Raw genomic sequence first — 21277 nt, 5'->3', positions numbered from 1 at the left:
AGTATGTCGTATACACCACAACCAACTGGCGAAAGTGGGATGCAGAATATTTCTTCTGCTTCTCCCGTAGCGGACTGGGAAAGGATTATTCACAAAAACGTCAGGACAAGCGATAATGTAGCCCACGGCAAGATTATCGCGATACCAGATAATACCGACACTGTGATTATCACAAGCCAAGGCTCGAGAGGAGAATACGAGATACCAAAGTCCGCAGTAACGGGATTTAATGGAGCAGAAGTATTTTTGAATATGAATACAGAGGAGCTTCGCAACTGCAGGATAAGGGGCGCAGACGCTTACGAGGCAGCGCACGACGAAGTTATTGAAGACACGGCTTCAGGTCCGCAAAAAGCAAAAACTACCGAAGTTGTGGGTGCTCCGGCAACGACTATTCCTGTGGTGGAAGAGCGGCTTAAAGTGTCAAAGCAAACGCGCCAAGACGAGGCAGCTATCATAAAAGAGCCGGTAGTTGAAACCAGGACAGTTGAAGTGCCAGTCACACATGAGGAACTCCGAATTGAGAAAAGGCCATCGACTGACGTCAGCACAGAATCGGCCCCTGTCAGTGACACGACACGGTACAAAGTACATGTCAGCAGGGAAGACGTCGAGGTCCGCAAGGAGCCATACGTGAAGGAAGAAGTCGTGGTAAAGAAAAAGCCAGTCACCGAAACAAGAACCGTGACGGATACTGTCACCAAGGAAAAGGTCGGAATTTCCGGTTCTGAGAAACTGTAGCAGCAAAAATTCAAACCGTAATTGTTTTTTTCGGGGCTCGTCCACGAGCCCGCAATTGCGGACAGGAATAACGATGACAACGACTTGAAGGAAACTGCAAAAGGTCAAAAGACGTGGTGTCTGCAGATCTCGAAAGACAGGCTAGTAATGACTACAACAGTTGAAATAGGCACCAAGCAATTACAAGAGTATGCGCAAATCGGACAACTGCCTGCAGAATAACCACGGCACATGCGAAGGAATTGTCAGGTGGACTGCGCAGGATGATACCATGACTGCAATGTGCTCTTGTGAATGTCACAACAGCATGTACCAGCTTATCAAAAACACCGTTGCCGTGGCAAACCAGAATCAGCGCAACAACCCCTACGCGTTCACGCACGACGGCGAACTCTAGACTGACGTCTTTTTTTGCTGTATCCTGCAGTACGAGAACTTTAGGTAAAGGAGCGTCGTGTTAAAGCCGCTTGACACCGCGTTTGCCGCTATTATGACTGGGTCGGCCTTGAAGACGCCATAGAGCATCCAGAGAAAGGTGCCGGAAGCGAACATGACCATCAGGTAGCTAGAGAGGTCCCCCAAGCTCTTTGTCCTGTAGGCTTTGATTAGTTGTGGAACAAAACTAGAGGTCGTAAGTATTGCCGCTGCAACTCCGAGAATCGTCAGGAAGGTGCCTGAAGAAAAGTCTGCACCGAGAGTCGTGGCGTTCAACTGTATGAAAAAATGTCAGGCAGGATTAAAATGTGCTGTAGAAAGTTTTTAAACGCCCTTTCAGGCCTTGTGTGCTTTGAGATCCGCAAGGTACATGCCTATCTTTTCGACCAGTTCCTCGTGGACGTAGCCGTGCTTTGCAAATACTGCTAGCCGGAACTGCCTGCCGTTAAGAATGACTGAGAACATCATCACATCTGCGCTGTTGTAGTGCACTACTAGGTGCTGCATGACGCCAAACAGGGCTTCGCTCTCGCGGAAAAATGCAGACCCGCGCCAGAACTGGGCCATTATTGTGTCAAGCCTCTGTTGTTCTAGTTGCTCGCCTGATCTAATTCGGATCGCTCGAATTACCCCTTCCTCAAGCAACGCGGAAGCAAAGATTGACTCGTGAAGGCCTACTATTCGTTGGCAAACCTCATAAAAGTCCATCAAGACTGGCTCCCATAATTAGCAATAATTCTTGAATTCTTCCAGAAGCCATGCACCGTGAAGTAATGAGCGCAATGGTAGTTAAGCTGTGCGGCTAATCTTCAGACAATAGAGAGTTATATTGTTCCCATGCAGATCCGCGGCGTGCAGTTAAAGGATCTCGTTGATGGCATTGTCGTAGGCTCGGGGTCAGACTTTATCGTGATACAGAAGGGCAAGAAGCGGCTACTTGTTGACTTCGCCTCATGGAGCATCAAGGAACTAAAGCACGCAGGTACTCCTTATGGCTCACAGATCGACTAGACGCTCCTTGTCGCTAAAGATTCTGCTCGGCTCAGAGCCATTCTGACTGTACTGGATGGTACACCTTCTTGCGCGCGTCGTCGAGGCTCGTCCGCTCAATTATCAAGCCCTGGTCGCGCAGCTCGTCAATAGCGTTCTGAACTGTGCGCCTTGGCAGGTGCGTCATCTGTATAAGTTCAGCCTGCTCAATGGGATTTCGGGTGCGGATGATAAAGTAAACGAATTTGGTCGCGGGCCCGCCCTCGGGATCCCGCCTTGTATACGACGCGGTAAACGACGATTTCGCCAAAAAGCCGCGCCTCTGCGATTCGATTGAAGTCACCGCGTCGAGCCTCACCTCGGCAAGGTTAACCCTCTGCCCAAACTCGGCAATCAGGGCCGATTGCTGGAACTCCATCGGCGCCTCAAAGATAAACGTGCTAGGCGGGAACTTTGAGGTCAGCGCGCCGAGCATCGCCCATCTGACAAAACCCTTCTCGTCGTATATGCCGACGTTTACGCCTTCGTTTGCCTCCAAGACTATCTTGTCAGAGCCCAGCTTTATTCCCTCCTCGACTTTCTGAAGCAACTTGTCGGCGTCCAGCTGATGCCTCGGGTCTTTCTTGCCCACCTTCCACTGGACCTCAAGGTTCTTTGCACTTGCAGTGTCAGTCACCTTGCGCTTTTGCTCAAAATTCAGATCCGAGGTGTTCTCGGCGATCTCTACCATGTCAAACCCCACGCGGCTTGCAATCCCGACAAACTTGTCAAAGGAGTTTTCGGCAATCATGTACTCTGATATCGTAGAACCGGTAGAGACCCTGACGCCGTGGTCATGATAGAACTTGATCCTCTTCTCCACCGCGGCTTCATCTAGCAGCAGCGGAATCACGCCGTAAATCTTGACGACGTCGATAAAAGGCGCGATTAGTGCAAAGCCGTCCCTGTCAAGACCCTCGAGCTTGTCGATGATGTACGTACGGCCCTCCTCGCGTGGCTTGGAGGTGTCTATGCGGTTCTTGGCAAGGTCTTCAAGCATGCCTCGTACATAGCTCGGCGTGCTGCTATTTTGAATTTGTCCTGCCAGTCTCCCGCGCAGGCAACTCTATCGCATGGTAGTTGTTTGATTGTACTCCCGAGTGGTATTAATGCGGGTCGGCATGGATGCAAGCACACTATACGATGCAAAACGCAATCAAGTTCTCGATAGCAGGCGCAATAGTTGCTGCTGTTATCCTGACTTCTCTTCCGCTCTCAAAGGGCATTGGCGCGGGCAATGCCTTCGCTCCGGCGGGCCCGGAGCAGAAAACCATAAGGATTGGATACTTTGCGAGCCTGGGACATGCGCCGGCGGTAATCGGTCTTGGAAACGGCGACTACAAGAAGCACTTTCAGGGAGATGTCGAGGTTAAAGGGCAGGTTTTCGACTCTGGCCCCTCGGCGATCGAGGCGCTTTTTGCAAACCAGATTGACGTCGCCTACGTTGGTCCAAATCCCACCATCAACGGCTACATGCAGTCCCATGGCGATGCATTCAGAGTGATTGCAGGGGCTGCAAGCGGCGGAGTGCTGTTTGTCGTGCGAAATGATTCCGGCATCCAGTCGGTGCACGATTTTGCAGGCAAGACATTTGCGTCGCCTCAGCTCGGCAATACTCAGGACGTTGCCCTTCGGTCCTATCTTGTTGCCAACGGATACAGACCCGACGGAGATGTCAGGGTGCTTCCTGCAACCAATTCCGACATCATGACTTTGATGCAAAAAAAGAGCATTGATGGCGCCTGGGTTCCGGAACCGTGGGGTACGAGGCTTGTCCACGAGGCAAACACCCATGTTTTTCTTGACGAAAGGTCACTCTGGAAGGGCGGTCAGTTCGTGACTACTAACTTGATTGCCAGGACTGACTTTTTGGAGCGAAATCCGACGCTGATAAAGAACCTTCTAGAGGCCACAGTCGACGAGACAAACTGGATTAACTCGCACCCGGACGACGCGCGGGCCGACTTTAACGCGCAACTAAAGATTCTCACGGGCAAGTCTCTGCCCGACAGCGAATTGCGAGAGGCATTCTCTCATGTCCAGTTCACCTTCGACCCGCTCAAGGCAACTCTTTTAAAGTCGGCAAATGACGCATACACCATCGGCTTTCTAAAGCAAGAACCCCAGCTTGGCGGCCTTTATGACCTTTCGGCGCTTGCCGAAGTGCTTCGTTCCAAGGGGCTCCCGCCGATTTCTCAATAGACCTGTCCACTGGGAGGGATGGCGTAGTAATTATGCCAAAATTGGAGACGGCACCTTAAATTATATGCAAAAACTGCACATATCGTGTTGGCGATGCGCCTTTGCCGGGGCTTATATTGGCACGCACAATCCAATGCAGGAGAGTAAGTAAATGGACTCGTTTTCCAAGAGTTTTCAGTCTATCGAGGTCAGCACTCCAATTCTCCGGGTTTCCAATATATCCAAGTCTTATCCTCTAAGCCAGCAGACCTCCGAGGAGACTGCTCACTTTGTGTTTGAGGGCCTAAGCGTCGATATTAGCGAGGGCGAGTTTGTGACAGTCCTTGGGCCATCGGGCTGCGGCAAGAGCACCTTTCTCAACGTAATTGCTGGCCTTGAAAAGCCGGATTCCGGCCAAATTCTTGTCCGCGGCGAGGAAAGGCACGGCACCGACCCGCACAGGCTTGTTATCTTTCAGGAAGGCGCGCTATACCCCTGGCTCACCGTAAGGCAGAACATCGAGTTTGGCCTCAAGGTAGCAGGGATTGACCACCAGAGGCGCAAGAATACCGTCGATAGCCTGATTGAGACCGTGAACCTTTCGCAGTTTGCAGATTCGTATGTCCACCAGCTTTCAGGCGGCATGAAGCAGCGCGCCGCGATCGCGCGGGCGCTGGCTCTCAATCCAGACATATTGCTGATGGACGAGCCCTTTGCAGCGCTTGACATGAACACGAGAAGGATGCTTTATGCCGAGCTCCTGCGAATACACGAGACTACAAGAAAGACAATAGTCTTTGTCACCCATGACATCAACGAGGCGGTCCTCCTTGGGACCCGGGTCCTCGTCTTTTCGTCACATCCTTCCAGCAAGGGGATAAGGGAGGACGTCAAGGTAGACCTGCCGCAGCCGCGCGACCCAAACAGCAAGGAGGTTCTTCAGGTAAAGAGCCAGATTTTAAGGAGCCTTGAACATGACTTTCAGATTGCACGCGAGCGCATGAAGCTTGCAACGCGCGGGGGACTGCAGTAAGACCTTGATTGAAGAAGAGGCGCCAAAGCAGCAGAGCAGGAACATCCTGCGAGACAAGGGCAAGCAGTTGTCGCGGCGGTTCGACCTGACCGATGCCGCAAACGCGGCGCTGTTTCTTGCAGCCTTTATCGGCATATGGCAGCTAGTAACCCTAAGCGGTATTTATCCGAAAACCCTGCTTCCCGCTCCTGCGCAGGTTGCAGGAACGATAATGGATCTTGTCGCAAACTATTCCCTTGTTACAGGATTTGCCATGACGATGGCCCGCCTTCTTGCAGGCTTTACGATATCAGTAATCCTTGGCGGCTCTATCGGCCTTGTCATGATGAGGTTCCCCGGCTTTGGCAGGACCATGAGCTCATTTGGCGTCGGTTTGCTGACCTTCCCCAGCATCGCATGGGTGCCGTTTGCGATACTGCTAATGGGCTTTAACGACTTTGCAATCCTGTTTGTGGTCGTCATGGCTTCGGTGTTTTCGATAATGATTTCCACATACAGCGCAATGAGAAACATCCCTCCACTTTACATCAGGTCAGCAAAGAACATGGGCGCGACCGGGTTTGCGCTGTTCCGGCACGTCATGATACCTGCCGCAACTCCATCTCTGATAATTGCACTCCGGCAGGGCTGGTCGTTTGCCTGGCACGCGCTCATTGGGGCAGAGATGCTCATTGCAACCCTTTACGGCCTGGGTCACGTGCTTGCCGTCGGTCGGGACTTTAACGACATGGGCCAGATAATCGCCACAATGATTACCATCTTTGCAATCGGCATAGTCTTTGACAGGCTTATCTTTCTGAAAATAGAAGAGAAGGTCAGGAGCAGGTGGGGCCTGACCCAGCATGCATGAGAAAACACGCATGAGGTCAGATTTTCTTCATAAAAGACTAAATTAGGATTTCGAAAGAATTTCCCCACGAGTATTGAAAAGAGAAACTTCTGTCGCGGTCGAGGCTGCCGCGGCCAAGCCGCCATCTTTGCCGGCTGGCAGTGATCCATCAGCCACCCGCCCTCAGAAGGGCAGGGTAAGATATGACAAAAAGGCGGAATCAGAGTTCTTTGTCGATAATTCCGCGCTGGCGGGTTTTACGACAGAGCGCATACTCTACATGGCCGTAAGGGAACTCATAGAAAACTCGCTTGACTCCTGCGAAACCGGCCACGTTCTTCCAAGGATATTCCTGTCACTCAAGACGCTTGACCAGGCAAACGACCTCTGGACGATTACCTGCGAGGACAATGGCATCGGGGTGCCTCATGAGAAGGTGCCGGTGGCCGTCTGCTCCTTTCTGACTTCCGGCAAGTACGTAGAGAAGCAGCAGAGGGGGCTGTTTGGCGTAGGACTGAAAATGATTGCCGCATTTTCCACCAAGGACACCATCCATCCCCTGAAGGTCTGGTCCAAGTCCGGAGAGGAAAAGTCCGAGTACTACTTTGAGCTGCGCACGGACATTAGCACCAACAGGCCAATCGAGCTTGCAAGGAAGGCGCTCCGGGAAAGCGAAGGAGTGATTGCCGGCGCGTCGGGGTTCAGGGTCGAGGCGGTCCTCCGGGCAAAGCTCTCGCCGATATCAAAGAACCTGATGAAGGGCAAGATTAACGAGTACATCAGCCAGACGAGTGTTGTAAACCCTTACGCAGTAATAGAATATGAGACAGACGAGGGCAAGGTCACCTTCGAGCGGCGTACTGAGACCATGCCGCAGCCGGCCAGAGAAGTTCTCCCCCATCCTGCCGACATGGACCTTCAGACGCTCAAGAAGGCCATCCTGAATTTCATGAACCAAAAGACCACTCTTCAGGGAGTGCTGTCCGAGTCTTTTCAGAAAATGTCGTCCGAGAAGGCCAAGGAGATTATTGCAAAGGCGGAGCTTGAGCACAAGCCTGCGGACAAGTACACCGAGCACGAGCTTATCAGGGTCGTAAACATTTGCAAGCAGACCATATTCCAGCAGCCAAATACCGATCACTTGAGCCCGATAGGCGAGGAGATCCTGACGGCCGGCATGACGTCGCAGTATACCATCGTTACAAACAGGGAGACCGTCACAGTCTCGGCTGCGCAAGACGGGACGACGCATGAGGTTTCAAAACCCCAGATTTCGGTAAAGGTGCTCAAGCCTTCGCTGACCGCCTACGCGTCTAGGACGTGCGTTGTCAACAACAGGCCCACCATTGTAGAATGTGGTATCGCCTATGGGGGCAACATAGAGTCGTTCAAGCTGTACAGGTTCGCAAACAAAATCCCCCTGCTTTACGACGAGGGCTCGGACGTTGCCAGGGAAGTCGTTTCGGAAGTGGAGATAAACAAGATGGGCGTTACGAAAAAAGAAGTCAAGGAGCAGTTTGCAAACGCGGAAGTCAAGTCCGACAGGGCAGTCGAGCTTTTACCGCTACACATCTTTTTCCATATCTGCTCGACTAAAATCCCGTACAAAACCGCGGGCAAGGAGAGCATTGCATCCGAGGGCGACCTTAAAAAGTACATGAAGTCTTGCCTTTCGGAGCTTTATCGGAAGGTCAGCACCCAGATTAGAAAGGAGCTTCGCATGAAGGACGCGGCAAACAGGCTCAACCTGTACAAGTACTATATCCCGCTTATCGTTGATGCAATAAGTGAGTCCATACAGGTGGACGCAAAGCAGCTACATAGTGCCTTCACAACGCTTGCCGAAAAGCACGTCACCGGCGAAATAACCGGCACTCAGGTCGAAGAAAAGGAGGACCAGATCACCGAGAGCAGGCTTGAGGAAGAGGCAACCGAGGAAAGTGACGAGCAGGTGGAAAAGGCCGAGATCAAGCCGGCCAACGAGCAAGCTGCAATCGATGCCGCAAGAAAGAAGGGCAGGTCAAAGGAAACGGATACCAAAAGGCCCAAGTCTACCCGCAAGCAAGGCAGAGGCGGCAAGCCCGGCTCTTCTGAAATTCCAGAGACTGCCCGAATTGAAAAACAGAAACGCCCGCCGGCAGCCGGTGCCAGCAACCAGCAGATGACATTTGACGAGATTATTGGCGATAAAGATCCTGGAGCCAAACCAAAGACAAAGGGGAGGTCCAAGTAATGCCGATTTCTGACAAGAGGCACCAGGAAGTTGTAAAGAAGATAAAGCTCATAATGAAGGACGTCAGCGAGGACCTGATGGCCGGAAAGGCCATGCCAGTCCTAGATGTTCCAAAGGTGGGCTACGACAACACGGTCTGGTCGCAGGAGAAAAGGATGCTTACAATCGGCGAAAAGACGGTCAACGTGAGCCCAGACAGCACAAAGAAAATTCCCACCTTCGCGCAGTACCTCGTAATGGCAAACGCGGTTAGAAGACTGCTCGACGAGGAGATGGAGAGCACCATCAGAGGCATGTACTATGCCACGTTGAGCACGGTCGGAGACGAGAAGAACAAGCAGAAATTCTGGAGCGGCCAGGAAGACTCGGACGACGCCATAAAGGCTGTAGAACTCCTGACAGGAGTGCCAAGAGAAGAATTCTCTGTCACCTCAAAGCCGAAGGGAATGATCTCCGGGCCGATAACGCTTCGCGTCGGAGGCGACATCATTGACTGCAACCTGGGAAGCAGGGCGACCTCGCAATTGATCCCGACAAACATCCGCGACGTCGAGATTGTCAAGGTAAAGGCAAATTTTGTAATGGTCGTTGAAAAGGACACGGTGCTAAACAACATTCGCAAGTCCGGCTTTATCCAGAAGTATAACGCAATCCTGATGACTGGCTCCGGCGAGCCGGACAGGGCAACTAGAATGATGGCAAAGGCGCTAAACGAGGAATGGAAGATGCCGCTAGTGGTATTTGCAGACGCGGATCCGTGGGGGCTTGGAATCGCCCTGCGCTACAAGATTGGAAGCGAGTCTTTAAGCTACGACAGCGACAGGCTGGTTACACCAGACGCAAAGGTGCTAGGGATGATGTTCTCAGACATTTACGAATACAACATACCGGAGGTTGCAAGGCTTGCGGCGTCTGACGAGGACATCAACAGGGCAAACGACATGAAAAAGAAGCCGTGGTTCCAGGACAAAAAGTGGCAGAAGGAGCTTGATCTGTTTCTGAAAAAGAAGGAAAAGTGCGAGCTTGACGCGTTCTTCAAGCATGGATTCAAATATTTGGCAGAAACCTATCTCCCGCGAAAGCTGCGCGAGGCAGGAGTAATCTAGTACGCCCAAAAAGTAATTTTGCTTTCGGGCAATGTGCTCATGATTATCTTGCGGACCTCCGCAAGGTCAAATGTGTAGAAAAAATCATCGACGTGCTGGATTACGTATTCGCCCGACGCGCGGCGGTTGATAAACAGCTTGTCCACTTTGCCGGCGGAAGCAGCTTCAACCCTGATGCCTTCGTCAATATCCAAGATTTTGAGTTTATACTCAAGCTCTCCAGGCTGAAAGGCTGTGCCCCTAGACATGCGGGAAGTACATGCTCGCTTGATGGATAAAATTCTATGAGGTTTACCAGGACAGCAAAGCCATTGAGCCCATTGGAGATGGAGTCACCTGGCGCCTAACTTGCCGCATGGATAGCTGCGCCCGTGCGGCCCTCATCAAATGCCTCGTCCAGATATGGCACAATGCTTCGCATCAGTATACTGTCAAAGTTATCGATGTCGGTATCAAAGCACACCATGACCATCACCTGCGCCGAGGTCATTGGTATGATAGTCCTTATTGCCCTTTCATATCTGGTCAGAATATACCTTGTAGAGCCCAGGTTCTTTTCCCAGGATTGAGGGTGTGACATTCTGATGGCCCATGTAATTGCATGGCGCTCAGTTTCCCGGTCATCTAGCAGCGGTTTAAAATCTGCCCTGTACTTTGAAGCAATGACGTTGCCGAGTCTGTCAACGATACCGCAAGAACGGACGGATTTATCAAGATCCAGCACGTGCTGGGCCAGAGCGGACATGGCTGCGCACACTAGTCTGCTCACATGGAACTAGTATTTAGATATACAACACTCGCTGATTGGTCTGCCAGTCCGGGCATTGTGAGATTGTCGATTTTTTTAAACTAGCGGTCATTTGCATCTGAACATTTGCGCTCCACGCGTACCAAAACTCTTGCAGTCATGTTCACCGTTATTGGCGAATACTTTTGATTCAAAAGCACGAGAAAATTCTTTAGCCGGCGCCTTAATCTTGAACCGGCTTTTGCTTGCCCTTCCAATTCAGCTCGATTTTCCCGATGGCACAAAGATACCAATTGCTGTCCGGACAAGTACCCGCTCGAGGCGTTTGCGAATAGTTTGCAGCATCTCGGGAGTACAGCTGGTTCTTCCTACAGGCAACAGAAGGGGCACGGTTACTCCCGCCGAAGTGGAAGCATTCATCCAAGAGAGAAAAAGTTGGATTCTCCGCAACTACAAATACTATGAAAAGATCGTGCAAAAGTGCGGGCCGCATGAGCCGGGCACGCTGTACTACTCTGGCGAAAGATACAGGATCAGCCTTGTCAGAGACCGGCAGCACTTTGTCACGGTCTCAGAGTCTATGCGACAGATAACTTTTCACGTCCGCGACCTCCGCGATGCAAAAAAAGCCGTCAAGGAATGGTACCGTGCCGAGACTAGAAGGCTTGTAACGGCAAGGCTGCCCGAGCTTGCAGCAAAGCACGGACTGCAGTACAACCGCGTGCTTGTCAAAGACTTAAGCTCAAGGTGGGGAAGCTGCTCGCGGCAAGGCAACCTGAACTTTAGCCTTCTGCTGTGCGCCGCGCCTAGAGAGGTTGCAGAGTACGTGTTGATTCACGAGCTCATGCATCTTGTAAGGCTGGACCATTCGAGAAAATTCTGGGAGCTGGTAGCGGCGGCAGATCCGGAATACAAAAAACACAGAGCGTGGCTTGTCGACCACGCCCCCGTGATAAAAATAGATTCGCTGACGCGATAGAGCCTATTCTTCGAATGTGGTTGCGTCAGGTTCGACCTTGTCCAGCTCGACTTCATGCTCCACTACGACGGTGCTCGGCTCGCCGGATATCCTCTGCGAGGGCGCCTCGCTAGCCATTGCGCTTGCAGGAGAAGCATACACTTTGGCCCTTCTGTACCGCGGCGCTTCCCTTGCCATGGCCCTGAGCTCTTCTGCTGCCGGCTCCCTTTCTAGCTCGAACTTGGACCTCACGAGGCCACTTGGAGCGTCTATCCACAGCTGGGCGCCGTCATACTCTTTAATGTAGGTCTTGGGCACGTAATAGATGTGAACGTCGGCGACCCCTTCCCGCACCACGATGAATTCGTTGCCTATGCGCTCGACGTAGCCCACCTCCACATTGTCCGTCGTGCGAACATGTTTGTGTATTAGCTGGTCCCATGGAACATTGTAGGTGGTTCCGGAATAATCAACGTTCACCGGGGTGTCCGGCTCCTTTGCCATCCAAGGAACTCCGTGCACTGTCGGGATCTGCTCTGACGTTTCCACCCCGTAGAACTTGGGGCTTGCAATTTCTTCCGGACTTGGCGGAGACTCTCGCTCATACCGGGACTTGATGTCGTCTTTGGGAAGCGCGACGTACAGTTTGTGGCCGTCGTAGCCCTGCACTAGGTTCTTTGGAATAAAATAGTGCTTTTTGTTAGTGACGCCATGTTCGACCTCGATGTAGTGCGGAGCAATGGATTTGACTTCGCCAAGATCGCGGTCGTCACTTGACTTGACATCTTTGTCAATTACCTTGTCCCATGCCATCGGCACGCCTTCGTCAAGCCTTGATGGCGCCGCCGGAACCCGAGTCCCAGGAGGCGTGTATAGGGGAATGTTGGATTCAAAGTCCGGGTTGTTTCTCATGACAAGCGTCCTTCTCTCGATGTAGGTTGGCGTGTCCCATGAGGTGATGTTGGGGGCGTTTTCGCCTTCAAACTCGGCCTTTGCCTGGTCTTTGGTTATGGACACCCAGATATGGTCACCGTCATAGCCGCTGATGTAGTACTTTGGTATGTAGTAATATTTCTTGGAGACCGTTCCATCCTTGGTCTGAATGTACTCCTTGGTAATTGATTGAATTTTCCCGAGGTCGTGGTCGTCGCTTGATCTGACTTTTTTCCCTATTGCCTTGTCCCACGATATAATATCTGTCATGGTTATGTGCCCTGAACATGCGATATATCGGTTTCAAGAAAATGTTAGGGTAGAGGAGCGCCCGTTCCTCTCTTCAGCCTGTATGTCGCGATGATGGCAATCAGCATTATGCCTGCCGCAACTGACACCGTTCCAATCGGGAACTCGGGAGCGACTGTGGCAGAGAACTTGACCGAGTCTGTGGTCTGCTGGCCTCCGCTTGATGTGGTGCTGTTAGATGCAGTAGTAGTGCCCAGAGCGTTAGCAGCAGCCTTGATGTTAGAGATGTCCAGGGTTACAGGCCCGGTATAGTTTCCAAGTGTCACGGTCACGCCGCTTGCGCTAGCCGCGCCTGGCTGGTGGGCCTTTTGGAAAAGCACCTTTCCCTGCGTGTCATAGATTGTAAGGTCATACGAGTCCACGGCGATAGGCCTGTCGATAATTCCCGGCACTGTCATGGCGGTCTTGTTGGTGCCAGGGCCGTAGCCTGAATAGTTTGACTCTTTCTGCGGGAAATTGGTCGAGTTTGTGTGGGGTGATACAGGGTTGAGGAAGAGAACCTGCATGTCAAATGCCCCCTGCGGGTTGACGGTGGTCGAGTCCCACTTGAGCTGCACTCGGTATAACCCCTTGTCGCTTGTTTTTTCAAGGACAGGAATGCCGGTTTGATTGCCTTTGAGTGTCGTGTTATTGCTGTATATCGGGGCACTTGCCTTGTTCGAGTTCGGATTTGACTGCGCAAAAGAGCTGGCAACCGGTATTACAGAGAGCGAAACCAGTCCTGCCACGAGCAGAAGCGTCACTAGCTTGGGAACCAATCTGGTTGAAGTACTGGTCCAAATCCGATTTAAGGAACTCAGAAGAGTGTTTTAGAAACTGCTAGTTGAACTGACAATATTATTTATACCGCCACAGAGGGCAGTTTTCTGAGAGCGATGGACGTAGAGGAGAGGATGCGACTTATCACCCGCGACCCTACAGAAGAAGTCATCACGAATGACGAGCTTAGGGTTCTGTTAGAAACAAAGGAGCACCCCCGCCACTACATCGGCCTAGAGATTTCCGGTATCCTGCACCTCGGAAGCCTGGTGCTGACCGGTTTTAAGATTAACGACTGTATCAAGGCAGGCGTGCATGCCACGGTCTTTCTCGCGGACTGGCACACATACATCAACGACAAGCTTGGGGGCGACTGGCAGACAATCAAGGAATTTGCAAAGTACTACTCTGAGGCGTTCCGTTTCTTTTGCCCAGGCGTCAACATCGTCATGGGCTCAGACCTTTACAAGGAGACGCCAAACTACTGGGAAGACTTTGTCCGGTTTTCAAAGCACATGACGCTTGCAAGGACGATGCGGTCACTTACTATAATGGGCAGGTCGGAGACCAGCGCGGTTGACCTCGGCCAGCTGCTGTACCCACCAATGCAATCCGTTGACATCAAGGCGCTCGGGCTTGACATTGTCCACGCGGGGATGGACCAGCGCAAGATCCACATGCTTGTAAGGGAAGTATTCCCAAAGATGGGCTGGAAGCCGCCGGTATGCATCCACCATCACCTTCTTCCAGGGCTTTCCGAGCCGGCAAAACTCGGGCTTGATGAGGATGCCGAGCAGGATGCAAGGATATCAAGCAAAATGAGCAAGAGCAAGCCGGCGAGCGGAATACTAATTCACGACGACGAAAAGACCATCAGGGAAAAGATAGGCAAGGCATTCTGCCCTATCGGCGTGGCGGAGGGAAATCCGATTCTGGAACTTGTCCGCTACGTCATCTTTCACCAATTCAACGACTTTACGATTGATAGGCCGGCAAAGTACGGCGGCAGCGTGACCTACGGGAGCTACAGGGAAGTCGAGGTCGAGTTTAGGGAGAAGAAGATTCATCCGATGGACCTGAAAAGCGCAACAGCCACTTATGTCAATAAAGTCATCGAGCCGGTGCAAAAGCACTTCAGGGGCCGCGAGCCAAAACTTCCGTCAGGCAGTTAGCAGATTCTGTTGCCAGCGATGAAGGGACTAATTTTGCCGCCTTGTATGCTTTTTAATACCGTTATTTTGACAGAGTGAAGATTGAGCGGCGCCAGCTTTTGCAGCAGGTACCGCGCTGCTATTCTTTTCAACAAAAATCTCATCATCTCTGGAATCGCAGGTTTTATAGCAAGCGCTTCTGTCTCCCAGCTCTCGTACAACCAGGTCGGCAAAAATGACATCGAGATATCCTTTGCCGCGCTAGGGACAGAATACGCGGCTTATCTTCCCCTCTTTGGGATTTTGTTTTACCTTGACAACCGGAAAAAGTATATCGACAGCGAGACTGGAAAGCGAGACATCAGGCAGGTAAAGAGTGACCTGAAAAAGCTCTTTGCATCATTTTCTGTCTCCGAGGCAGTCTACGCCATTGTCAGGTTCTTCATACAGTTTGAGCTGCTTGGACTCAACTTTGAAGCGTACCAGGCTTCGATGATAGGTTCCGCGACTGCCTGGGGGCTATTTTTCGTTTGTATTAATGTCATGGCACAGGCGACCAGGCTGCACGAGCGCAGTACAGGCTAGGGCCTTCGGTTTCCGCAAGAACAGCTAGGGTCTAGAGAGAATTTAGCAGGGGTGCGAGCATTTGACAGACTGTTGCAGTGCGACGCATACCCAAGACTTGCAAGATTTACTGGCGCTTTTGACTTTTTGATGAAAGTTGAAGAACCGAAAGGGGAGCGACCAAACTCCCCCTCCGAGTCAATGTCTGAACGTTTCTATGGTAAACACACACAGTGAGATGCGATTGATATCGAGTATGACCATAAAATGGCTGAAAAGCGGCTAGTTTTTCCAGAATTGAACTGTCGCCGCGGCTACTGGGTTTTTAGCGCAAAACAATCTTCACACAAGACTTGCCTGTAGTAATAATGCATTACACACAACCGCCCCGGATGGGCTGAACTAATCTGGAAAATCGTATTTTTCTAGTTGACATGCAGCATGCGAATCGCCTTTGGAGGCGCGATTGCCTGGATCGGGTGTGATGATGTTCGGACTGCCCGGCGTGCATGATAGCAAGCAGAGCATCCCAAGGCCTCGGTTTGATTGTGGCAATTGACACGACGAGTAACGCAGTTTTAACCACAGAGAAAACATCTACAATGCGGCTTGTAGGGACGGACATCCGGGCGCTGGAGGGCCTATAGGAAAGATTTGGCAGGTTTTCGCAAGCACGATTTGCTATTCGGCGGCAGAATTGCGTCTATCTTCCTGCATTGAATGCTGTAATGGATAAATACTTGTACCGGAAAAATCTTAGGTCACTAAAGTTGCCTTTGGCCATAGGTCGCAATCACAGGGTAAGCGGAGAATAGAATGGGAACCAGAGACACTCGCAAAGTAAGTTCCAGGTGCCTGAGATGGGTTCTTGCGTTCGCGCTTGCAGCGGCGGCATTTGTTCCAATTATTCCAGTAACACCTGTCCATGCAGCTTCGGCCTACAATTACAGTTTCACCATGGGATCGCGGGGCAATGCTACGGGCCAGCTTGGCAGCACGCAGGCCCTTGCCTTTGACCAGACAAGAAACATCACATACGTATCTGATACAGGCAATAACCGCGTCGAAAAATTCATCACAAACGGGACGTTTGCAGGAGAGTGGAATATTACCGGACCAAAAGGCATTGCTGTTGACGCGTTAAGAAACGTCGTTTACGTTGTCCGGAACGACGATACACTAATCAAGTTTGATTCCAACGGCACCCAGCTTGCATCTACACACGCCAACATCACGATGGCAAGCGGAGTTGCTGTTGGCTACTCGGGCGATGTGTTAGTTGCAGATCCTGTTAGCCACCATATTGCAAGGTTTGACTCCAATCTGAACCTGCTGGGTTCATTCGAGTCGCCCGCAAGCCCGACAGGAATGGCATTTGACGGCACCGGCAACTTGTTTGTGGCAGACCAAGCAACAGGGAGCATATTTGAGTTCAACAGCACGTATCAATCGGTCAATCACTTTGCGGGTAATGGCAGCGGCGTTGGCCAGCTCAGTGCTCCGGGAGGCATTGCAGTCGACCTGACCGGAGCAGTCCTTGTTGCAGATTCCGGCAACAACAGGGTCGAGGTATTCTTTGAAAACGGGAGCGCGGCTGCAAGCTTCGGCTCGGGGCTAGGAAACTCTACAGGACAATTCAACCAGCCGCTCGGGATTGCCGTCGACGGTTCTGGAAATGCCTTTGTCCTTGACTCTGGCAATGGCAGGATCCAGGTTTATTCCCCGTCGCCCCCCATTGACGTGAGCTCATACCTCAAGTCGCAAATTTACGCCGGCGACATGAAATTCAGCAGAGCCTGGGGCTCGTTTGGAGTCGGTGACGGTCAGTTCCTCGGGCCATACCACGTCGCTGTCGACCAGGCTCACGGGTTGGCGTACGTTACCGACAGCGTTGGCGGATTTGTCGATAGCTTTTACACCAACGGCACTTTCATTGCAAGATGGGCCCTTGCAGGCGCAAAGGGGATTGCTGTCGATCCGGCAAGAGACACGGTCTTTGCAATCAGGGGCGATGACACGCTCGTCAAGTTTTATGGCAATGGCACAATTATCGGAACGACTCACGCCAACATTACAACCGCAGACGGCCTGGCGATAGACAATGCTGGCAACGTCTATGTTGCTGATCCGACCGCGCGCCGTGTTGCAAAATTTGATACCAACCTGATTCCCATCGGCACGCTTGGAAGTGGCTCCCTGTCATCCCCTACAGCTGTTGCCATCGACCGGCATGGCATCGTCCTCGTGGTCGACACGGGCGCAAACAGCATAGTTCGCTTCAACTCCACCGGCGCTGAAATCAGCCGGTTCGGCGGGACTGGCACCGCAAACGGCAGGCTGCTGGGTCCAACGGGCATTGGTGTCGATCCGTTTGGATTTGCCTATGTGGCAGACAATGGCAACAACAGGATAGAGGGCTTCAATTCCACTACAGGGACGTATTCAACCAGTTTTGGCTCCCACAGCTTCGGCAGCCTTGACGGCATGTTCTCAAGCCCCGCGGATATTGCATTTGACGCAGCTGCAAACGCCTACGTCACAGACTTTAACAACCACCGCGTACAGGTGTTCGCACCCCAGACGCCCGCTAACGTGACGGCCAATGATCTGGGCCAGACTTTTCCGGGGCAATTCAAGTTTGTAAATAAATGGGGTTCGTATGGTACTTCAAACGGATCCTTCAGCGAGCCCTACCATGTTGCTGTCGACGCGGCGCGCGGCTTTGTTTACGTAACAGATAGCGGCAGTGGCGCTATACAAAAGTTCTACACCAACGGAACCTTCGTCACGAGCTGGCCCTTTGCAGGTCCAAGGGGCATCGCCTTTGACCCGATAAGAAACGTGCTTTACGCGATAAGAAACGACAGCTATCTTTTCAAGTTCGACAGCCTTGGCAACCAGCACGGAAACACGCATACGAATATCGGAACCGCAAACGGTGTTGCCGTCGATAATGCCGGCGACATTTATGTTGCCAACCCTACCAATCACTATCTAGCCAAGTTTGGAAGCGACCTCCGTGCGCTAGGGAACATCGGCAACTCGTCGTACTTTTCGTCGCCAGCTGGAATAGCGATTGACGGCCGCGGAAATGTATTCGTTTCAGACCAAGGAAGGGGTTCGGTAATCGAGTTCAATAACACCGGCGGTTTTGTAAGGCAGTTCGGCTCTCTGGGTCATTCTGACGGCCAGCTTTACCTTCCCGGACAGGTTGCAGTTGACCCCTTTGGCTCTGTCTACGTTGCTGACTATGGCAACAACAGGATTGACAAGTTCAACGGGACTACTGGCGCGTTTGTTTCCAAGTTTGGGTCGTACATCTACGGCGACCGCAACGGGATGTTCTCAAACCCGCAGGGAATTTCTTTTGACGGCACAGGCAGTGCATACGTGGCCGACCTTAACAACCACAGGATACAGGTGTTCGCCCCCAGCGTTTTCGCCAACTCCACAGCATACGCAGAGGGCAAAATATTTCAAAACGGCTTTGCATTCAAGTCCGCATGGGGCTCGTTTGGCAGCGGCAACGGCCAACTTGTCTCCGCACAAGGTATCGCTGTCGATTCGGCAAGAAATATCGTCTATGTTGCAGACACGGGAAACAATCGAATTCAGAAATTCTTTACGAACGGCACCTTTGCCGGCGAGTGGAGCTTTAGCGGTCCAAAGGCCATTGCGGCGGACTCGGCTAACAGCTTCGTTTATGCCGTCCGAGATGACAACATGCTTTTCAAGTTCGATTTCAATGGCTCACAGCTTGCCTCCACTCACACCAGCATCGGAGATGCGAGCTCACTGGCTGTTGACGGCAATGGCAATGTATTCGTAGGTGATCAGGTATTCCACTATGTTGCCGAGTTTGACTCAAGCCTTAACCCCCTTTCGGTATTTGAAACCGGCTTGCTTGAATCGCCCTCTGGCGTCGCCATCGACCGCATCGGCAACTTGTTTGTATCAGACAACGCTACAAACAGCGTATTTGAGTTCAATGCATCAGGCGCGCTTGTCAGGCAGTTTGGCTCCAAAGGGATGTCGAATGGTCAGCTGCTTGGCCCGACTGGTTTAGCCGCAGACAAGTTTGGCTCCATCTACGTTGCTGACTATGGCAACAACAGGATTGACAAGTTCAACGGGACTACTGGCGCGTTTGTCTCAAGTTTTGGTTCATTGATATTCGGCAGTCTGGACGGCATGTTTTCAAATCCCCGCGGGATCTCGTTTGATGCTGCCGGCAATGCGTACGTTCTCGACTACAACAACGAGCGCGTACAATCGTTTTCACCCAGCGCGACAATTGCCATCACTTCTGCAAGCCCGCCGACGGTCAGGTGGGGGATTGATGCCGTTAGCATATCTGGCATTGCGGCGTCCGGAAGCTCTGACGACACTGTTACGGTCTTGTGGGGCGACAGGACGAATTCCTCGGGAATTCCGATCTCCGCTGCCAGCGGGCGCTGGAATTCTTCGCATGTGTACAGTTCCGCAGCTGCAGGCTCCGTCTCTGTAACGGCTGAAGTGGTCGGACATTCAGGCGCCGTGAAGGCCACGAGTTCGATGGTGGTACTTACTGTTGCAAAACACGCCACTTCAATTTCGCTTAATTCTCTGCCCGCGGTCCAAGCGGGGAGTTCCTTGTCTATATCCGGCCAACTTTTAGACACCGATGCAGCAGGCGCGGGAGTGGCAGGACAGGCTATTTCCATAAGCCTGACCGGCGGAGCTGCTGCAACCGGCCATACCGACAGCTCGGGCAAATTCAGCGTAACTGCGATCGCGCCGGGGGGAGCAGGCACCTTTACGGCTGCTGCAAACTTTGCCAGCACCGCGCAGTATCAGGCTGCAACCAGATCACTGTCTTTTACCACATTTGCAATAACCGTTCCGCCTGTGAGTTCAGGCGGCGGAGGTGGTGGGGGCGGAGGAGGGGGCGGAGGGAGCGCACTTCCCAGCCCGCCAAAGGTAGCAGACTTTACAATTCAGGCTCCCCCTGATGTGACAATAGAAGCGCAAGGCGAATTGCCCAGCAAGGTCGACCTTGGCTCGCCCATAGTCAGCTACGTTGGGAGCCCGCCTGTCGTGACCAACAACGCGCCGGCCAACTTTCCACTTGGATTAACCATCGTGACCTGGACCGCGACAGACTCTAGCGGAGCAGCATCTACCGCTGTTCAGAGGGTCATGGTGTTGGACGGCATATCGATAGACAGGGCAAGCACACCATCGCCCGTCTGGGGCCAAGATTCCATAACTGTATCGGGGCATGTAGCCGCCGCGGCTTCTGGATTTACAGTCTCTGTCGACTGGGGTGACGGGAGCACGCAATCCGCCCAGCTTGCAGTTGATTCCGCTGGAAGGTGGACGTCCGATCAGCACAGGTACGAGACGGTTACCAGTGCAGACCATATTTCGAACGTTACAGCCGCCCTGTACGATGGCTCGGGAAACATTCTCTCGACAAGCAAGCCGTTTCCAATCATTGTGCAGAGTCAGGCAACCACTCTTTCGATGAACTTTACAACCGCGAGCGATAATACGGTAAATATCTTTGGGACCCTTGCAACGAGGAGCGGGGTCCCCGTCCCCGGAGGGCAGATTTACTTTTACGGGCTCCAGGCCGGTCCTGTGACGGCTGGACGAGACGGGCACTATTCGCTCTCTGCGAGAGTGCAGAATACCAGTGAGCTCGCCGGCGTCCACGCCCACTTTGGAGGCAACTTGCTCTACTCTCCTTCAGACAGCCTGCAAGGCTACTCTGCCGTCGAGTCCAACGGCGGGCCTGCAACTGGAGGTATCGGAAAGCCGCTCTACTATGCGCCCATAGCTACCGCCGGCCCTGGCTTGGAGATTTCCGATGCGCTTGCGCCAAACGTCATTCTGCTCAACGGTTCAGCCGTGGCAAACTCAGCAGGTCCGCTGACCTATCTCTGGGAGCAGATTGACGGGCCCAAAGTCACGCTGCTAAATGCCACCTCGCCAAAGGCTGCGTTTGTCGTGCCAAGGGGGCTGGCTGGCGACAGCACCCTCAAGTTCAGGTTCACGGTCTTTGACGGCGACCAGCGAAGCGAGAATACCACGTATATCAGACTGCTCGCGGACTCGACAGCTGCCAACGCCGCAACCAGTACGCCGCCGGTTTCATCTGAAACGATTATTATTGCAGCGGTTGGGGGTGTCATAGCGGCCGTGGGCCTTGTTGCCGCCAAGGGGCAGGCGCTGTTAAAGAGGGCCAAAAGGGGAGGCGATGCTCCCGATGCCTGATAGTCCGATA

General features: G+C 52.5%; 19 protein-coding genes. 12 read left to right on the top strand and 7 right to left on the bottom strand.

The features are described from left to right. Window positions 1-3 precede the first annotated feature (3 nt). The gene (locus ABI361_06190; GenBank protein ID MEO9320244.1) at window positions 4-741 is read left to right on the top strand and encodes a YsnF/AvaK domain-containing protein; all 738 of its coding nucleotides are present in this window, start codon (window positions 4-6) and stop codon (window positions 739-741) included. A 190-nt stretch (window positions 742-931) separates the two neighbouring features. Beyond that, window positions 932-1138 (top strand): hypothetical protein, encoded by a 207-nt coding sequence (locus ABI361_06185; protein ID MEO9320243.1) that lies wholly within the window; start codon window positions 932-934, stop codon window positions 1136-1138. Here ABI361_06185 and ABI361_06180 read toward each other — a convergent pair. Together ABI361_06180 and ABI361_06175 are read right to left on the bottom strand one after the other, a co-directional pair. Then, complete coding sequence (locus tag ABI361_06180) at window positions 1135-1452, bottom strand: SemiSWEET transporter (protein ID MEO9320242.1); 318 nt, start codon at window positions 1450-1452, stop codon at window positions 1135-1137. The two genes, ABI361_06185 and ABI361_06180, sit on opposite strands and share 4 nt — an antisense overlap. A gap of 60 nt (window positions 1453-1512) precedes the next feature. Then, window positions 1513-1884: a hypothetical protein gene (locus ABI361_06175; protein MEO9320241.1), complete on the bottom strand. Its 372-nt coding sequence runs from the start codon at window positions 1882-1884 to the stop codon at window positions 1513-1515. Between the two features lie 144 nt (window positions 1885-2028). On the opposite strand from ABI361_06175, the gene ABI361_06170 reads away from it, so the two are divergent. Beyond that, a complete protein-coding gene (locus ABI361_06170) occupies window positions 2029-2187 on the top strand; it encodes a hypothetical protein (GenBank protein ID MEO9320240.1) in 159 nt (52 codons plus the stop codon). A gap of 31 nt (window positions 2188-2218) precedes the next feature. Here ABI361_06170 and ABI361_06165 read toward each other — a convergent pair whose 3' ends face one another. Beyond that, complete coding sequence (locus ABI361_06165; GenBank protein ID MEO9320239.1) at window positions 2219-3205, bottom strand: phosphosulfolactate synthase; 987 nt, start codon at window positions 3203-3205, stop codon at window positions 2219-2221. Between the two features lie 143 nt (window positions 3206-3348). Here ABI361_06165 and ABI361_06160 point away from each other — a divergent pair, with 143 nt between their 5' ends. The 5 genes from ABI361_06160 (at window position 3349) to ABI361_06140 (ending at window position 9587) form a co-directional block, all read left to right on the top strand. Further along, on the top strand, window positions 3349-4407 hold the full coding sequence (locus ABI361_06160) for an ABC transporter substrate-binding protein (GenBank protein MEO9320238.1): 1059 nt from the start codon (window positions 3349-3351) through the stop codon (window positions 4405-4407). A gap of 151 nt (window positions 4408-4558) precedes the next feature. Next, on the top strand, window positions 4559-5419 hold the full coding sequence (locus tag ABI361_06155; GenBank protein ID MEO9320237.1) for an ABC transporter ATP-binding protein: 861 nt from the start codon (window positions 4559-4561) through the stop codon (window positions 5417-5419). Between the two features lie 4 nt (window positions 5420-5423). Then, on the top strand, window positions 5424-6269 hold the full coding sequence (locus ABI361_06150) for an ABC transporter permease (protein MEO9320236.1): 846 nt from the start codon (window positions 5424-5426) through the stop codon (window positions 6267-6269). Between the two features lie 73 nt (window positions 6270-6342). Next, window positions 6343-8481, top strand: a complete 2139-nt coding sequence (locus ABI361_06145; protein ID MEO9320235.1) for a DNA topoisomerase VI subunit B — start codon at window positions 6343-6345, stop codon at window positions 8479-8481. Further along, the gene (locus tag ABI361_06140; GenBank protein MEO9320234.1) at window positions 8481-9587 is read left to right on the top strand and encodes a hypothetical protein; all 1107 of its coding nucleotides are present in this window, start codon (window positions 8481-8483) and stop codon (window positions 9585-9587) included. The genes ABI361_06145 and ABI361_06140 overlap by 1 nt, the downstream gene beginning before the upstream one ends. On the opposite strand, the gene ABI361_06135 is transcribed toward ABI361_06140, so the two are convergent. Both ABI361_06135 and ABI361_06130 read right to left on the bottom strand, forming a co-directional pair. Next, complete coding sequence (locus ABI361_06135) at window positions 9584-9835, bottom strand: hypothetical protein (GenBank protein ID MEO9320233.1); 252 nt, start codon at window positions 9833-9835, stop codon at window positions 9584-9586. The genes ABI361_06140 and ABI361_06135 overlap by 4 nt on opposite strands. Window positions 9836-9930: 95 nt before the next feature. Further along, window positions 9931-10344 (bottom strand): hypothetical protein, encoded by a 414-nt coding sequence (locus ABI361_06130; GenBank protein MEO9320232.1) that lies wholly within the window; start codon window positions 10342-10344, stop codon window positions 9931-9933. Between the two features lie 220 nt (window positions 10345-10564). Between ABI361_06130 and ABI361_06125 the strand changes: the two genes are divergently transcribed. Continuing rightward, on the top strand, window positions 10565-11314 hold the full coding sequence (locus tag ABI361_06125; protein MEO9320231.1) for a SprT family zinc-dependent metalloprotease: 750 nt from the start codon (window positions 10565-10567) through the stop codon (window positions 11312-11314). A 3-nt stretch (window positions 11315-11317) separates the two neighbouring features. Here the strand turns inward: ABI361_06125 and ABI361_06120 are convergent, their stop codons facing one another. Both ABI361_06120 and ABI361_06115 read right to left on the bottom strand, forming a co-directional pair. Then, window positions 11318-12496, bottom strand: a complete 1179-nt coding sequence (locus tag ABI361_06120; protein ID MEO9320230.1) for a hypothetical protein — start codon at window positions 12494-12496, stop codon at window positions 11318-11320. 44 nt (window positions 12497-12540) lie between these two features. Continuing rightward, a complete protein-coding gene (locus ABI361_06115) occupies window positions 12541-13293 on the bottom strand; it encodes a hypothetical protein (protein MEO9320229.1) in 753 nt (250 codons plus the stop codon). A gap of 117 nt (window positions 13294-13410) precedes the next feature. Between ABI361_06115 and ABI361_06110 the strand changes: the two genes are divergently transcribed. From ABI361_06110 to ABI361_06100, 3 genes are all read left to right on the top strand, one after another. Continuing rightward, window positions 13411-14466, top strand: a complete 1056-nt coding sequence (locus ABI361_06110; protein MEO9320228.1) for a tyrosine--tRNA ligase — start codon at window positions 13411-13413, stop codon at window positions 14464-14466. 81 nt (window positions 14467-14547) lie between these two features. Then, entirely contained in the window at window positions 14548-15030 is a 483-nt protein-coding gene (locus ABI361_06105; protein ID MEO9320227.1) for a hypothetical protein, read from the top strand. A 795-nt stretch (window positions 15031-15825) separates the two neighbouring features. Continuing rightward, window positions 15826-21267 (top strand): hypothetical protein, encoded by a 5442-nt coding sequence (locus ABI361_06100; protein ID MEO9320226.1) that lies wholly within the window; start codon window positions 15826-15828, stop codon window positions 21265-21267. Window positions 21268-21277 lie beyond the last annotated feature (10 nt).

This window comes from Nitrososphaera sp. (assembly GCA_039938515.1).
Lineage (GTDB): Archaea > Thermoproteota > Nitrososphaeria > Nitrososphaerales > Nitrososphaeraceae > Nitrososphaera.
Note: the sequence above shows the minus strand (reverse complement) of the source record. Positions and strands in the feature narration are given on the sequence as shown.

Bases quoted from the DNA above. Each gene is read 5' to 3' on its own strand.
- ABI361_06190 (MEO9320244.1), top strand. From the start codon at position 4: ATGTCGTATACACCACAACCAACTGGCGAAAGTGGGATGCAGAATATT.
- ABI361_06185 (MEO9320243.1), top strand. From the start codon at position 932: ATGCGCAAATCGGACAACTGCCTGCAGAATAACCACGGCACATGCGAA.
- ABI361_06175 (MEO9320241.1), bottom strand. From the start codon at position 1,884: ATGGACTTTTATGAGGTTTGCCAACGAATAGTAGGCCTTCACGAGTCA.
- ABI361_06165 (MEO9320239.1), bottom strand. From the start codon at position 3,205: ATGCTTGAAGACCTTGCCAAGAACCGCATAGACACCTCCAAGCCACGC.
- ABI361_06160 (MEO9320238.1), top strand. From the start codon at position 3,349: ATGCAAAACGCAATCAAGTTCTCGATAGCAGGCGCAATAGTTGCTGCT.
- ABI361_06155 (MEO9320237.1), top strand. From the start codon at position 4,559: ATGGACTCGTTTTCCAAGAGTTTTCAGTCTATCGAGGTCAGCACTCCA.
- ABI361_06140 (MEO9320234.1), top strand. From the start codon at position 8,481: ATGCCGATTTCTGACAAGAGGCACCAGGAAGTTGTAAAGAAGATAAAG.
- ABI361_06135 (MEO9320233.1), bottom strand. From the start codon at position 9,835: ATGTCTAGGGGCACAGCCTTTCAGCCTGGAGAGCTTGAGTATAAACTC.
- ABI361_06120 (MEO9320230.1), bottom strand. From the start codon at position 12,496: ATGACAGATATTATATCGTGGGACAAGGCAATAGGGAAAAAAGTCAGA.
- ABI361_06110 (MEO9320228.1), top strand. From the start codon at position 13,411: ATGGACGTAGAGGAGAGGATGCGACTTATCACCCGCGACCCTACAGAA.
- ABI361_06100 (MEO9320226.1), top strand. From the start codon at position 15,826: ATGGGAACCAGAGACACTCGCAAAGTAAGTTCCAGGTGCCTGAGATGG.